Source organism: Mesorhizobium sp. LNJC391B00 (genome assembly GCF_000502535.1).
Lineage (GTDB): Bacteria > Pseudomonadota > Alphaproteobacteria > Rhizobiales > Rhizobiaceae > Mesorhizobium.
The window spans coordinates 182,149-197,128 of sequence record NZ_AYWI01000014.1; the positions used below are offsets into that span (position 1 = coordinate 182,149).

The following is a 14,980-nucleotide window of genomic DNA, read 5'->3' on the forward strand; positions in this document are numbered from 1 at the left end:
AGCCTTTTCATTTTAGCTGGCGTGCATTATGTCTTTGGCCTCGCGCGGGGGCGCGTCTTGTCAATTCCAAGAGCATCCGTTACGCCCCGCCCATGACAGTTACCGTCCGTTTTGCCCCCTCACCAACCGGCCGCATTCATATCGGCAATGCCCGCACCGCCTTGTTCAACTGGCTGTTTGCCATGAACAACAAGGGCCGTTTCATCCAGCGCTTCGACGACACAGACATTGCCCGCTCGAGGCAGGAATTTTCCGACGCCATCCTCTACGACCTGCACTGGTTGGGGATTTTCCCCGATGCCACCGAATACCAGTCGCGGCGCTTCGAAACTTACGACGCGGCAGTGGAGCGGCTGCAAAGGGCCGGCGTTGTCTATCCCTGCTACGAAACCCCCGAAGAACTCGACCTGCGCCGCAAGGTGCGCCGCACGCGCGGCCTGCCGCCGGTCTATGGCCGCGAGGCGCTGGCGCTTTCGCAGCAGCAGATCGCCGAATACCGGTCGGACGGGCGCCGGCCGCACTGGCGCTTCCTGCTGCCGAACTTCACCAGCGATCCGCTGCAGCCCGAGCGCACCGAAATCCACTGGAACGATCTGGTGCGCGGCGAGGAAACCGTCGATCTGGCCTCACTGTCCGATCCGGTGCTGCGGCGCGAGGACGGCACTTATCTCTACACGCTGCCATCGGTCGTCGACGACATCGAGATGGGGGTCACTCATGTTATCCGCGGCGACGACCACGTCACCAACACCGGCGTGCAGATCGCGCTGTTCAAGGCGCTAGGCGCCGAGCCGCCTGTCTTCGGCCACCACAATCTCTTGACCACGGCCTCGGGCGAGGGCCTGTCGAAGCGCAGCGGTGCGCTGTCGATCGAGAGCTTGCGCGAGGAGGGCATCGAGCCAATGGCGGTTGCCTCGCTGGCCGTCCTTGTCGGCACCTCGGAAAATGTCGCGGCGGTGCATGACATGCCGGCACTGGCCGCGCGCTTCGATCCCGCCGCCACGTCGAAATCGGCGGCCAAATTCGACCCGGACGAGCTGTTCGTGCTCAATCGTGCGCTCATGCACCACATGCCTTTTTCCGAGGCGCGGGACCGGCTGATCGTGCTCGGCATCTCCGGCGACAAGGCCGAGCCGTTCTGGCTGGCGGTGCGCGGCAATCTCGACCGGCTGAGCGACGCGGTCGGCTGGTGGCGTATCCTTGCCGACGGCCCGCAGCCGGCGCCGGAATTTTCCGACGAGGATCGCGACTTCCTGCAGCAGGCCTTCGACCTGCTGCCGGAAGAGCCGTGGACCGGCACGGTCTGGAAAGACTGGACGGCCAGGATCAGGGAAGCCAGCGGCCGCAAGGGCAAGGCGCTGTTCATGCCGCTGAGACTGGCGCTTACCGGACTTGCTTCCGGGCCGGAGCTTGCAGATCTATTGCCGCTGCTGGGTCGGGAAGGAACGCTGGCCCGACGACCCTGACCTTGCGCTGGTCCGGCGGGATCAGCGACACCGGCGACACCACCGGCTTGACGGCAAGGCGCTTGATGGCGGCGCGGTCGAGCCCGCCTTGTACGTTCGCCAGCGTCTCCGGATCCGCGCCCGGATCGGGTTTGGCCGCCGGCACCGGAATGAATGGCGTTGTCTCGGTATCAGGCTGCGATTGCTCGGGCGGTAGCGGGTTGCCGCCGATGATCTCGAAATTTCCGGCCTGCGCATTGCAGCCACAAGCCAGCGGCCGCGACATGTTGGGCTGTTTGTAGAGATAGGCGGTCGGCAACTCGCTGTAGGGCCTGCCGGTCGCCGACGACGTCATGTTGGCCGAATCGTCTTCCATGCCGCGCGAATAGAACACCTGCATTTCGGTGCCGGGGCAGCTCGATTCGCAGTTCTTCTGGTCGCGCTCGAAATCGCCGAGCGAAGCCGAGTTCGACATCGGGAAGAAATAGCCGTCGCAGGTGCGCACGCAGCTCGTATGGAACTCGCCGCCGACCGTCGGGAAATCCGGCACGCCGGGCTGATTGAGCACCCGGCGCACATTGCGCTCCTCGCCGGGATCGTCGGGCTGATCGAGCGTGTCGATCTGCCGGTTGCCGCCGAAAAGCTGGTCGAACAGATTGCCGTCGTCGGGTTCGCGGCTGGCTTCCTGCAGCGGCTCCCGGCGCGGCGCGGGCTCGTCACGGCAGCCATTGGCGTCGAGCGCGGCCAGGATGCGGCCGCGGTCGCGCCGCGAGCCGCCGCCGGCAAGCTGCGCGCGCTTGGCTTGCAACGCATCGAGATTGGCGTTCATGCGATCGATGCTGCTGTTCAGCGCGGCACATTGGCTGACATTGCGCGAAAACAGCGAAAACCCGCAATTCGCATCGCTCGCACGACCGCGCACCTTTGATAGCTGTTCGAACTGGCGGGAGATGGCCTTGTCATACTTCCGCACCATGCTGGAATTGCCGCCGCCATTCGATGAAGAAGCAAGCTCGGCTTCCAGTTGACGGCAAACGCGGGAGGCGGCCTGCGGTTCAGTGGTGGCGACGGCCGAAAGCACAAGCGCGCCGAGCAGCGCAGCCAGATGCTTCAGCCTCCATCGTCCGCCCGTCATTGCCCGAAACCCCGCTTGCCTGCCTGTCTACCGGATTCGCGGTTAACCGTTCCCTCAATCTACAACCAAAGATGGTCTTAGCCCATAGACGCGTTGCAGGAGGGGTTTGGTTAGAGCGGCAACTGTGCGGTCTCACCGCTGCATGAAAAAGGCGCAATCGCCCCGGAATTATCCCACGATCCAGCAATGCCCCGGGGAGCTGGCATGATCGCGATTACCGGTCGAACCGCGCTGCAGTTCGGTCTGTTGTGCCTGGCGGCGCCCGCAGCCTTGGCGCAGGAAAATCCAGCCGCTCCGGACTGGCGCAGCAAATTGGTCGAAGCCGCGCGTGAGCAGATCGGCGTCACCACATTCTACGACCCGACCTATGTCCGCCTCGGCTATCCCGGCGGCGACGTCGCGCCGGATAGGGGCGTGTGCACGGATGTTATCGTGCGGGCCTATCGCCGCGCCTTCGAGCTCGACCTGCAGAAGCTGGTTCACGAGGACATGGCGGCCAATTTCGCCGCCTATCCCAAGACCTGGGGTCTGAAAGCGACCGACCGCAACATCGACCACCGACGGGTCGGCAATCTTGCCGCAATTTTCGGGCGCAAGGGAGTTTCCTTGCCCGCCAGCGAGTATCCTCCCGACTTTCAGCCGGGCGATATCGTCACCCAGATGCTGCCCGGCAACCTGCCGCACATCGTCATCGTCTCATCCGAACGCTCGGCTGACGTGCCGGAACGAGCGCTGGTCATCCACAATATCGGGTCGGGCGCCCGCGAGGAGGACACGCTGTTCGCCTTCAAGCAGACCGTGCATTACCGCTTCGCGCCTGCGTGGGAAACTCAGCCGAAATGAACCACCGCCTGCGCCTTGTGCGCCGCCTCGACCACTGCCAGCGCCGTCATATTGACGACGCCGCGCGACGTCACCGACGGCGTCAAGATATGCGCCGGCTTGTCGGTGCCAAGCAGGATCGGCCCGACATGCAGCGCGTCCATCATCGTGCGCAGCGCGGTCAGCGTGATGTTGGCGGAGTCGAGGTTGGGGAACACCAGGAGATTGGCTTCGCCCTTCAGCCGCGAATGCGGATAGACGCGCTGGCGCAGATGCTCCGACAGGGCTGAATCGGCATGCATCTCGCCGTCGCATTGCAGCTCGGGCGCAACGCGCGCCAGGATCGCCGCCGCCTGCCGCATCTTCAGCGCGCTGGGGGAATCGCGCGAGCCGAAATCCGAATGCGACAGCAGCGCTGCCTTCGGCTCGATGCCGAACCGCTGGATTTCCTCCGCCGCCAGAATGGTCATTTCGGCGATCTCCTCGGCCGTCGGGTCGACCGAGACATGGGTGTCGGTGAGGAAGATGATGCCGCGTTGCGAGATCAGCATCGACAGCGTCGACAGGTCGCGGTCCTTGACGCCTGCGCGTGGTCCGATGACCAGCGTCACATTGCGCAGATGCCGCTCGAAGCGGCCCTCGAGGCCGCAGATCATGGCGTCGGCATCGCCGCGCTTCAGCGCCAGCGCGGCAATCACCGTATTGTCGGTGCGCACCATGGTGCGCGCGGCCTCCGTCGTCACGCCGCGCCGGCCGGCAAGCTCGATCAACAGGTCGACATAATGGCGGTAGCGCGGATCGTCTTCCGGGTTGATCAGGCCGAAATCTACGCCCGGCTTGATACGCAGGCCGTAGCGCTTCAGCCTGACCTCGATGACATGCGGGCGGCCGATCAGGATCGGCTCGGCAATGCCTTCCTCCAGCACCACCTGGGCTGCGCGCAGCACGCGCTCGTCCTCGCCGTCGGCATAGATTACGCGCTTGGCGGTCGACGCCTTGGCCGACGAAAACACCGGCTTCATCACCAGGCCGGAGCGGAAGACGAAGCGGTTGAGCTGGTCGATATAGGCGGCGAAGTCGGTGATCGGCCGGGTCGCGACGCCGGTGTCGCAGGCAGCCTTGGCCACCGCCGGCGCGATGCGCAGGATCAGGCGGGGATCGAAGGGCGAGGGGATAAGGAAGTCGGGTCCGAAGATCGGCGTCTCGCCGGAATAGGCGCGGGCGGCGACGTCGGATGGTTCTTCGCGGGCAAGCGCGGCGATCGCCCGGACCGCGGCCATTTTCATCTCCTCGTTGATGGCGCTGGCGCCGCAATCCAGCGCACCGCGGAAGATGTAAGGAAAACAAAGCACGTTGTTGACCTGATTGGGGAAATCGGAACGGCCGGTGCAGATCATCGCGTCGGGACGAGCGGCGCGCGCGACCTCCGGCATGATCTCGGGATTGGGGTTGGCCAGCGCCAGGATCAACGGCTTAGGCGCCATATGATCAAGCAATTCCGGCTTCAGCACGCCGGCGGCCGACAGGCCGAGAAAAACGTCGGCGCCAGGGATCACATCGGCCAGCGTGCGCGCCTCGGTGTCCTTCACATAGGGGTCTTTCCAACGATCCATCTCGTCGGTGCGGCCCTTGTAGGCGACGCCGAAGCGGTCGGTGACCCAGATGTTCTCTACCTTGGCGCCAAGCGAGACCAACAGGTTGAGGCAGGCGAGCGCTGCCGCACCGGCGCCTGAGGTGACGATCTTGATGTCGGAAATGGTCTTGCCGGCGAATTCCAGCCCGTTGAGCACGGCGGCGGCGACGATGATGGCGGTGCCATGCTGGTCGTCATGGAAGACGGGAATGCCCATGCGGGCCTTCAGCTGCGCCTCGACCTCGAAGCATTCGGGCGCCTTGATGTCCTCGAGATTGATGCCGCCGAATGTCGGTTCCAGCGCCGAGATCGTCTCGACCATGCGCTCTATGCCCGGCGCGTCGATCTCGATGTCGAAGACGTCGATGCCGGCGAATTTCTTGAACAGCACCGCCTTGCCTTCCATCACCGGCTTGGAGGCGAGCGGGCCGATATTGCCGAGGCCGAGAACGGCCGAGCCGTTGGAGACGACGCCGACCAGATTGGCGCGCGCCGTGTAGTCGGCGGCGGTCGCCGGATTGTCGCGGATTTCGAGGCAGGGGGCGGCAACACCAGGCGAATAGGCCAGCGCCAGATCGCGCTGGTTGCCGAGTGGCTTGGTCGCCTGGATCTCGAGCTTTCCCGGCCTTGGATGCTTATGGAAGTAGAGGGCGGCTTCGTCGAGGTCCGAACGTGCCGTTTTCTTGTTCTCGCCTTCCATGCGGCCGCTCCCTCAAACCTGCTTTGCAGCCTTTTAGCACGCAAAAATGGTTTTTCGCGACGCCAAATGACGCAAGGGCGGCTAAAACAACCGGGGCCGGAGATATCGAACTATTTCAAACAATTGCGCTGAAATGCTGCCGATTATCCATCGAGCCCTTTAGAACGCGCTGACATAGAGGCCGCCATCGACCGGGATGTTCTGACCGGTGAGATAGCCGGCATGGACCGAGCACAGAAAGGCGCAGATCTGGCCGAACTCTTCCGGCGTGCCGAGCCGCTTGGCCGGAACGTCGGCGCTGATGCGGGTCTTGCGCGCTGCGGCCGCTGCCGGGTCTTCCATCGTGCCGGCCTCATGCGGGCGGCGCAGCCGGTCGGTGTCGAGCTTGCCCGGCAGCAGGCTGTTGATGGTGACGTTGCGGTCGATCACCGTTCGTGCCACGCCGGCGAGGAACGAAGTCAGCCCGGCTCGCGCGCCGGACGACAGATCGAGGCCGGGAATCGGGACGTAGACCGACAGCGAGGTGATGTTGACGATGCGGCCGAAGCCGCGCTTGGCCATGCCGTCGATGACGGCCTGCACCAGTTCGATCGGCGTCACCATGTTCTGCGTCACGCCTTCGAGGATCTTTGCGCGGTCGAGTTCGCGGAAATCGCGCAAGGGCGGGCCGCCATTGTTGTTGACCAGGATATCCGGGTCGGGGCAGGCGGCAAGGAGCGCGTGCTGCACGTCGGGTTTCGAGACGTCGCCGACGATCTCGGTCACCTTCACGCCGTAGCGTTCGCGCAGTTCGGCTGCGGTTTTTGCCAGCAACTCGGCATTGCGGCCGTTGACGACGAGATCGCAGCCGGCCTCGGCCAGCGCCATGGCGCAGCCGCGGCCCAGCCCTTTGCTCGATGCGCAGACGATGGCCTTCTTGCCCTTGATGCCCAGATCCATGACGATTTTCTCCTGTGAATGGCGCGGCACGCTAGCCCTTTGGCTGGCCCAATCGCAACCGTCATACGGTTGTTGCATGAATCGGGGCATAGCCTGCGCGAAAGCAACGGTGACGATCTGATGTCCGGTACAGAAACCCGCACTTTCCGCAGCATGTTCATATCCGACCTGCATCTCGGATCGAAGGCGGCCAAGGCCGAGTTCCTGATCGATTTCCTGCGGTATCACGACGCCGATATCATCTATCTCGTCGGTGATATCGTCGACGGCTGGCGGCTGCGGCGCAGCTGGCATTGGCCGCAGAGCCACAATGACGTCGTCCAGAAACTGCTGCGCAAGGCGCGCAAGGGCACCTCGATCACCTATATCGCCGGCAATCACGACGAATTCGCGCGCCAGTTCCAAGGCGTGCATTTCGGCGGCATCGTCGTTGCCGACCGCGCCATCCACGAAACCGCCGATGGCAAGCGCCTGCTGGTCATCCATGGCGACCAGTTCGACACCGTCGTCCACAATGCACGCTGGCTGGCCTATCTCGGCGACTACGCCTATGACGCCGCGATGGTGGTCAACCGCGTGGTGACGAGGCTCCGCCATTTGCTGGGTCTCCCTTACTGGTCGTTCTCGTCCTGGGCCAAGGTCAAGGTCAAGAAGGCGGTGAACTTCATCGGTTCGTTCCAGACGGTGCTGACCGAGGAGGCCCGCCGCTCGCATGTCGACGGCGTCATCTGCGGCCACATCCATCACGCCGCGATCGAGACTTATGAGAATGTGCAGTACATCAACACCGGCGACTGGGTGGAGAGCTGCACGGCGGTGGTCGAACATTTCGACGGCAAGATGGAGATCATCCACTGGGCGCTGGTGCTGCCCGAAGCACCGGACGAGCCGTTCATCCCCTTGCTGATCGAAGACAGGGTCGTCGAAGCGGCATAACCCTCCTGTTAATCGACTGGTCCAGGCAGTTTCGGACCGCTTTCGCGCATGTTAAGGGATCGATCTGCGTTGCAGCCCTTTGTGCAGCGTAATTGGATCGATTCATGTCGCTGCCGCCGCTCTCGCCCGAACAACTCGTCAAGCCGCGCCATTTCGAACTGCGCATGAGTCTGATCTTCGCGACATTATTCGTGTCGCTGGGAACGCATGTGCCTTATTTCCCGCTGTGGCTGCATGCCCAGGGTTTCCACGCCGAGCAGATCGCCATCATCCTGGCGGCGCCGATGTTCCTGCGCGTGGTGACAACACCCCTGCTGACCGCGCTGGCCGACCGGGCGAAGGACAGGGCGGATGTCTATATCGCGCTGGTGGCCGCGACGATGGTGCTTTCCGCCGGCTATTTCCTCAACCCGACCTACGCCATGGTGCTTGCCGTATCGCTGGCGCTGACGGTGGTGTGGACGCCGCATTCGCCGATCGCCGATTCGCTCGCGCTGTCGGGTGTGCGCCGCTTTGGCTCGAACTACACCGCGATGCGCAAATGGGGCTCGATATCCTATCTCTGCGCCAATGTCGCAGGCGGCTTTATCCTCGCCTGGACGAGCCCGCAGGCCGTGCCGGTAATCATCTTTGCGGCATTGTCTGCCGCGCTCGTCGCCGGATTGCTGGCGCCGCGGCTTGGCCGCCCGCGCCGGGCTTCGCCGCTATCTGCCGCCGACATCCAGCATCAGGCGCCGAGCCTTCTCAATCCGTATTTCCTGTATTTCACCCTCGGCGTCGGCATCATCACCGCCAGCCATGCCTTCCTCTACGGCTTTGTCTCAATCTACTGGAAATCGGTCGGCATCAGCGATTCCGTCGTTGGCCTGCTGTGGGCCTGGGGCGTGGTGGCCGAGGTCTGCATGTTCGTGTTTTTCAACCGTATTTTTGCCTCCGTCTCAGTCGTCAAGGTGATGCTGATCGCCGGCGTCGGCTCCATCGTGCGCTGGATCGCCTTTCCGTTGATCTGGCCACTCGGGCTTGGCGTTGCCGGTTTCTTCGGCGTCCAGACCCTGCATTCGGTGTCGGTGGCGATGGTGTTGATCGGCCTGCAGAAGATGATCGGCGAAACGGTTTCGGAAGAACGCACGGGTGCGGCGCAAGGCATTGCCTATTTCTTCAACGGCTTCTTCATGGCGGCGGTGACGCTGGCGTCCGGCCCGCTTTATGAGCGCTACGGCGTCGACGGCTTCCTGGCGATGATCCCGATCGCCATCATCGGCCTGGCGCTGATCGGGCTCGCCGCGCGTTCAGCCCCACAGCATCCTGTCAGGCGGTAACACCAGCGACCCCTGGTACACGAGGCCGGGCTGGCGGTCGCGGGCAAGCAGCAGCGGACCGTCGAGGTCGACGAAGTCGGCGCCTTGCGCCAAAAGCACTGCCGGCGCCATCGCCAGCGACGTGCCGACCATGCAGCCGACCATCACGCCGAATCCCAGCTCCCGGGCGCGGTCGCGAAGGGTAAGGGCGGCGGTCAGGCCGCCGGATTTGTCGAGCTTGATGTTGATGGCGTCATAGAGGCCGACAAGCGCTTCGAGGTCCTTCGCCTCGTGGAGGCTTTCGTCTGCGCAGATCGGCACCGGATGCGCGATGTGGCGCAGGATGGCATCATGGCCGGCGGGAAGCGGCTGTTCGATCAGGGCTATCCCATGTTCGGCGGCGAAAGCGAGATTCTCGATGATGTTGGCATCGGTCCAGCCTTCATTGGCGTCGAGGATGATGCGGCTGTCGGGCGCCGCTTCGGTCACGGCGCGGATGCGGGCCATGTCGTTGTCGCCGCCAATCTTGACCTTGAGCAGCGGCCGCCCGGCATTGGCGCGGGCTTGCGCCGCCATTGCCTCCGGCTCGCCCAGCGACAGCGTGTAGGCCGTCTCCAGCGCCGACAAGGGCACAGCGTGGATGGCGTCCGCGACCGCAACGCCGCTGATCTTGGCCTCCAGGTCCCACAAGGCGCAATCGATGGCGTTGCGGGCAGCACCCGCCGGCACCGCATCGAGCAGGTCCTTGCGGCTGATGCCGCCTTCTATCTGCCGGCGCATGGCCTCGGTGGCGTCGCGCACCCCCTCCATGGTCTCGCCATAGCGCTTGTAGGGGACGCATTCGCCCCATCCGCGATTGTCCCCATCGCTGATCGTGCAGGTAATGACTTCGGCTTCGGTCTTCGACCCGCGCGAGATGGTGAAGGTGCCGGCAATGGGAAAACGCTCGGCCTCAACCGAAATGACACGCGCCATAATTTTCTGCTCCGGCTATGCGACAACGCGTCGTCGGCAAATCGACAGGTACGACCCGTCAGGCTAAACAGGACGCCATGTTGACCATCGGCAAACGCGACGCAAGCGGCAACGCCGCCAAGGAGGCCGACCACCAGCCCCGCGTTGCGGTCGGCGAGGAGGGCGGCGTCCTCGGCTGCGCTTTCTCCGGCATCTGGACGACGACGACAGTGGCGCTGATCGACGCCGAGATGCGCAAGATCGAGCAGCGCAAAGGCTTCCAGACGCTCGCTTTGGATCTCTCCCACATCGAGAAGATGGACACCGCCGGCGCCTGGCTGATCGATCGCCTGGTCAGCGTCTTCGAAAAGAAGGGTGTCGAGATCAAGATGCAGGGGCAAAGCGATGTCGCCTCGATCCTGCTCGGCGCCGTTGGCGAAGCTGTCCGGCGCGAGCCCGAATCGCGCGGCGTCCGGCGCCCCAACATCATCCTCCGCGGGCTGGAGGCGGTCGGCCGCCGCATCTATGAGATGCGCGACGATTTCCTCGCCTCGATGAACATCCTCGGCGCCACCATCGGCGGCGCCCAGATGAAGCTCGGGCGCGGCCATGCCATCAATCCGGCGGCGATCTTCAACCAGATCGATCGCATGGGGGTCGGCGCCATCCCCGTGGTGGTGCTGATGTCGGCGATCGTCGGCGCCATCGTCGCCCAGCAGGGCGCCTACCAGCTCAATTATTTCGGCGCCAACATTTTCGTTGTCGATCTGGTCGGCGTGCTGATCCTGCGCGAACTCGGCGTGCTGATGACCGCCATCATGATCGCCGGCCGCTCCGGCAGCGCCATCACCGCCGAGATCGGCTCGATGAAGATGCGCGAGGAGGTCGACGCGCTGAAGGTCATCGGCCTCAACCCGATCGGCGTGCTGGTGTTTCCGCGCCTGGTGGCGCTGGTGATCGCGCTGCCCTGTCTCACCATCGTCGCCAATTTTGCCGCTCTTGGCGGCGGCATCCTAGCCGCCTGGCTTTATTCCGGTATTGCGCCGACGGCCTTCATCGACCGGCTGCGCGGCGCGATCGATATCAGCACCATCTTCGCCGGGCTGATCAAGGCGCCGTTCATGGCCATGATCATCGGCACCATTGCTTCCGTAGAAGGCATGAAGGTCGGCGGCAGCGCCGAATCGCTGGGTCTGCACGTCACTGCCTCGGTGGTGAAGTCGATCTTCGTCGTCATCATCCTCGATGGCCTTTTCGCCATCTTCTACGCGTCGATCGAGTTCTGACCTGATGCGCAGAAACTCAAAGGCGACCAAGGCTGTGCAGGGAACGGGCGAAAGCGATATCGTGCTGTCGGTGCGCGACATCACCGTTGCCCTGGACGACAAGCTGATCCTCGACAAACTGGCGCTCGACATCAAGCGCGGCGAAATCCTCGGTTTCGTCGGCGCCTCGGGCGCCGGCAAATCGGTGCTGCTGCGCACGATTCTCGGCCTGCTGCACAAGCAGTCCGGCACGATCAAGCTGTTTGGTCTCGACCTCGAAAAGGCCAGCGACATCGAACGGTTGCGCATCGACATGCGCCTTGGCGTGCTTTTCCAGCACGGCGCCCTGTTTTCGGCGTTGACCGTGCAGGAAAACGTGCAGGTGCCGATGCGCGAATATCTCGATCTGCCGAAGAAACTGATGGACGAGCTGGCCTTGCTCAAGATCGAACTGGTCGGCCTGCCGCCGGACGCCGCGCAAAAATTTCCCTCGGAGCTTTCGGGCGGCATGATCAAGCGAGCCGCCCTGGCGCGGGCGCTGGCGCTCGACCCCGACATCGTCTTCCTCGACGAGCCGACTTCCGGCCTCGACCCGATCAGCGCGTCCGAATTCGACGAACTGGTGGTCAAGCTGCGCGATACGATGGATTTGACGGTCTATATGGTGACGCACGATCTCGACACGCTGTTTACCGCTTGCGACCGCGTGGCGGTGCTCGGCAACAAGAAAATCCTGGTCGAAGGCACGATCGACGACATGCTGAAAAGCGAAGAACCGTGGGTCAAATCCTATTTCCGCGGAAAACGGGCTCGGCAACTTGATCTTGCCGCGCGCGCATAGACATAAGTGGGGCAATGGAAACCAGAGCCAACTACGTAATTGTCGGCATTTTCACCCTGGCTGCAATCCTGGCGGCGTTCGGGTTCGTCTATTGGACCGCCCAGATCGGTGATCGCGGCGAGACGGCGGAGCTGCGCGTGCGCATTCAGGGTTCGGCCTCCGGCCTCGGCCCCGGCAGTCTGGTGCTGTTCAACGGCGTCAAGGTCGGGGTGGTCAAGCGCGTCTATTTCGACCGCAATGACCCCAATGCCGCCATTGCTACGACCGAGATCGACCAGACAACGCCGCTCACCAAATCGACGCAGGCCGATATCGGCATCGCCAGCCTTGCCGGCCAGGTCAACATCGAATTGAAGGGCGCCGATCCAAAGGAACCAAATCTCCTGGAAGAGGCGGCGCGCTCGCTCGGCGCCAACCAGTGGCAGGTGACCGCGCGTGNGGAAGAGGCGGCAAAGGAAGGCAGGACCGCCGAGATCGTCGCCAATCCATCGGCGGTCACCAACCTGCTGCAGACTGCGCAGAATATCTTCACCCGTGCCGACAAGGTGCTTTCCGAACTCGAAGGTTTCACCAGGGATGTGCGCGGGCCGCTGACCCAGACCGTCAAGAACGCCCAGACATTTTCCGATGCGCTGGCCAGGAATGCCGACGGCATCGACAAGTTCCTGACCGCCGTCAGCGCGCTGTCGGATGAGCTGAAGGGTGTTTCCGGCAAGCTCGACGGCACGCTGAAGGCTGCCGAAGGCCTGCTCAATGCCGTCGACAAGGACAAGATCAAGAGCATCGTCGCCAATGTGGACGCCGTCACCGCCAATCTGAAGGAGACCAGCGGACAGCTCGACGGCGTGATCAAGAACGTCGATACCGCGGTCGGCTCGGTCAACGATTTCGCCACGCGCACGCAAGGCACGCTGGCCAAGGTCGACAATGTGCTCGACGGCATCGATCCGGCACAAGTGCGCGTGGCGCTCGCCAACATTCAGAAGGCCAGCGAAAATGCCAACAAGGCCGCCGCCGACATCGCTAAGGTGACCGACAAGTTCGCCGACCGGGCCGACGACATCGACGAGACGATCAAGGACGCCAAACAGCTTGCGTCGCGCCTCAACGATGCCTCGGTGCGCGTCGACGGCATCCTGAAAAGGGTCGATACGCTGCTCGGTTCGGGCCAAGCCGACGGCGTCATGGCCGATGCCAGGGACACGCTGAAGTCGTTCAAGCAGGTCGCCGACACGCTGAACGCCCGGCTTGGCACGATCACCGACAATATTGCGCGCTTCTCGGGCCAGGGCCTGTCGAATGTCGAGGCGCTGGTCCAGGACAGCCGGCGTTCGATCAGCCGCATCGAAGAGGCGGTGACCGATCTCAGCCGCAACCCGCAGCGCATCCTGTCGGGCGGCGACGGCGAGGTCCGGCAGTTCGATGGCAGGGCACGGCGTTGACTTCCGTGCCCGCCCGCAGCAATTACATGGACCGCGGATGCGAATTCATCATACGATCCGGGGACAGTGGGGATCACGCGTGACGTTCGGGTTGGGTGGGTATAGATCGGCAGTCGTTTTGCTTGGCCTGACGCTGGCTGGTTGCGCGGCATTGGGAGGCAAGCCGGCGCCACTCGATACGTTCGAGCTGTCCGCCCCGTCGATCGACGCGCATGGCCACAGCCGCCGCCAGATCCTGATCGCCCAGCCATCCGCGCTCAAGGCGCTGGACAGCCAGAACATCGTCATCAAGCCGTCAGATCGCTCGATCCAGTATCTCAAGGGCGCGCAATGGGCCGACCGGCTGCCGCTGATCGTGCAGGCGAGGCTCGCCGAAACCTTCCAGCGCTCCGGCAGCTTTGCCGGCGTAGGCAAGCCGGGCGAGGGGCTGGCGATCGACTACCAGGTGATTGTCGAGATCCGCTCCTTCGAAGTCCGCGTCAATGGCGGCGAGCATGCCGAGGTCAATCTCTTCGTGCGCATCCTGAACGACCGCAACGGCGAGGTGCGCGCCTCCAAAAGCTTTACCGCATCCGCTCCCGTCTCCGGCAGCGGCAATCCGGCCTATGTCAACGCGCTCGACAGCGCCTTCGGCGAGGCGGCGAAGGATATTGTGGGCTGGACGGATTCGGTGATCTGAGCCGGTCGAGGCTTCGAACGATCGTTCGTCGCGTTAAGCCATCACTCGACCAAATATCGCAGGTTCGCGCTGACCCTCATTGCGCTGCCGGGCATTTCTCCCCGTATAGTGACGGGCGAAAGAACGCCGCCGCCAATGATTCCGCCAATTGTCACCGTTGCAGTACGGGCGGCGAGGCTGATGCCATCTCCCTTCACCCCGTCGCTATACGGGGAGAAGGTGCCGGCAGGCGGATGAAGGGCAGCGCAGACCGACATTTTGCACAAAGAAAAGGCGGGAACTTCCCGCGCCTTTTCTGTGTCTGTGGTGTCGCCTCAATCAGTGCAAACGGCCGCTCGCATGGGCCAGCATGGTGTAGACCTTGCCGGTGTCCGACGTCAGGTAGGTCTGCGCCATGATGTTGTCGCGGTCGTTGCGCGAGACGTCCTTGAGCAGCTTCTCGAAATCGTCGCAGTAGCGGTCGACGGCGGCGCGGAACTCCGCCTCTGCCTGATATTTGCGGCGGATTTCATCGAAGGTCTGCTGGCCCTTGAGCGTGTAGAGGCGGCGCGTGAACACGTCACGCTCGCCGCGCCGGTAGCGGTTCCACAGCTCGATAGAGGCGTCGTGGTCGATCGCCCGGGCGATATCGACCGAGAGCGAGTTGAGCGACTCCATGACATGCAGGGGCGAGCGCTGGGCGGGAGCCGCGCGCGGTGCTTCCGCGGGCGCTGCCGGCCTGGCGACTTCCTCCTCGCGCGATGCCCCGGTCAGGAGATCGCGCACCCAGCCGCCTTGCGGCGTACGGGCGTTGGCGTCGCGCTGGCGCGGTGCTTCGGCAGGGCGTTCGATATCGAGCGTGCCACGCAGGCCGCCGAGCGGCGCCTGCGGAGCAGGGCGCTCCGGCTGTGG

General features: G+C 63.8%; 13 protein-coding genes. 8 read left to right on the forward strand and 5 right to left on the reverse strand.

Annotated elements, in window-relative coordinates; all coding sequences use genetic code 11:
- Positions 1-92: 92 nt before the first annotated feature.
- Positions 93-1,466 carry a glutamate--tRNA ligase gene (gene gltX, locus X750_RS138675; RefSeq protein ID WP_023743097.1) on the forward strand — a complete coding sequence of 458 codons (1,374 nt, stop codon included), beginning with the start codon at positions 93-95 and terminating at the stop codon, positions 1,464-1,466.
- Here gltX and X750_RS138670 read toward each other — a convergent pair.
- The gene (locus X750_RS138670) at positions 1,384-2,580 is read right to left on the reverse strand and encodes a DUF2865 domain-containing protein (RefSeq protein WP_023706503.1); all 1,197 of its coding nucleotides are present in this window, start codon (positions 2,578-2,580) and stop codon (positions 1,384-1,386) included. The two genes, gltX and X750_RS138670, sit on opposite strands and share 83 nt — an antisense overlap.
- Positions 2,581-2,784: 204 nt before the next feature.
- Between X750_RS138670 and X750_RS138665 the strand changes: the two genes are divergently transcribed.
- Positions 2,785-3,423 carry a DUF1287 domain-containing protein gene (locus tag X750_RS138665; protein ID WP_031243531.1) on the forward strand — a complete coding sequence of 213 codons (639 nt, stop codon included), beginning with the start codon at positions 2,785-2,787 and terminating at the stop codon, positions 3,421-3,423.
- On the opposite strand, the gene X750_RS138660 is transcribed toward X750_RS138665, so the two are convergent.
- Positions 3,411-5,735 (reverse strand): NADP-dependent malic enzyme, encoded by a 2,325-nt coding sequence (locus X750_RS138660; RefSeq protein ID WP_023706505.1) that lies wholly within the window; start codon positions 5,733-5,735, stop codon positions 3,411-3,413. The two genes, X750_RS138665 and X750_RS138660, sit on opposite strands and share 13 nt — an antisense overlap.
- Positions 5,736-5,894: 159 nt before the next feature.
- Entirely contained in the window at positions 5,895-6,674 is a 780-nt protein-coding gene (locus X750_RS138655) for an SDR family oxidoreductase (RefSeq protein ID WP_023748594.1), read from the reverse strand.
- Positions 6,675-6,794: 120 nt separating this feature from the next.
- On the opposite strand from X750_RS138655, the gene X750_RS138650 reads away from it, so the two are divergent.
- Both X750_RS138650 and X750_RS138645 read left to right on the forward strand, forming a co-directional pair.
- On the forward strand, positions 6,795-7,610 hold the full coding sequence (locus X750_RS138650) for a UDP-2,3-diacylglucosamine diphosphatase (protein WP_023709329.1): 816 nt from the start codon (positions 6,795-6,797) through the stop codon (positions 7,608-7,610).
- A gap of 104 nt (positions 7,611-7,714) precedes the next feature.
- The gene (locus tag X750_RS138645; RefSeq protein ID WP_023694172.1) at positions 7,715-8,929 is read left to right on the forward strand and encodes an MFS transporter; all 1,215 of its coding nucleotides are present in this window, start codon (positions 7,715-7,717) and stop codon (positions 8,927-8,929) included.
- Here X750_RS138645 and dgcA read toward each other — a convergent pair.
- Positions 8,900-9,883, reverse strand: a complete 984-nt coding sequence (dgcA, locus tag X750_RS138640) for an N-acetyl-D-Glu racemase DgcA (RefSeq protein WP_023706508.1) — start codon at positions 9,881-9,883, stop codon at positions 8,900-8,902. The genes X750_RS138645 and dgcA overlap by 30 nt on opposite strands.
- A 77-nt stretch (positions 9,884-9,960) precedes the next feature.
- Between dgcA and X750_RS138635 the strand changes: the two genes are divergently transcribed.
- From X750_RS138635 to X750_RS138620, 4 genes are all read left to right on the forward strand, one after another.
- Positions 9,961-11,148, forward strand: a complete 1,188-nt coding sequence (locus tag X750_RS138635) for an ABC transporter permease (RefSeq protein WP_023708615.1) — start codon at positions 9,961-9,963, stop codon at positions 11,146-11,148.
- A 4-nt stretch (positions 11,149-11,152) separates the two neighbouring features.
- Positions 11,153-11,968: an ABC transporter ATP-binding protein gene (locus tag X750_RS138630; protein WP_023748595.1), complete on the forward strand. Its 816-nt coding sequence runs from the start codon at positions 11,153-11,155 to the stop codon at positions 11,966-11,968.
- 14 nt (positions 11,969-11,982) lie between these two features.
- Complete coding sequence (locus X750_RS138625) at positions 11,983-13,410, forward strand: MlaD family protein (RefSeq protein WP_023748596.1); 1,428 nt, start codon at positions 11,983-11,985, stop codon at positions 13,408-13,410.
- The gene (locus X750_RS138620) at positions 13,391-14,089 is read left to right on the forward strand and encodes an ABC-type transport auxiliary lipoprotein family protein (RefSeq protein ID WP_023709331.1); all 699 of its coding nucleotides are present in this window, start codon (positions 13,391-13,393) and stop codon (positions 14,087-14,089) included. Before X750_RS138625 ends, X750_RS138620 begins: the two co-directional genes overlap by 20 nt.
- 318 nt (positions 14,090-14,407) lie before the next feature.
- Here X750_RS138620 and X750_RS0133735 read toward each other — a convergent pair.
- On the reverse strand, positions 14,408-14,980 hold a 573-nt coding region (locus X750_RS0133735), incomplete at its 5' end, for a hypothetical protein (RefSeq protein WP_031243534.1).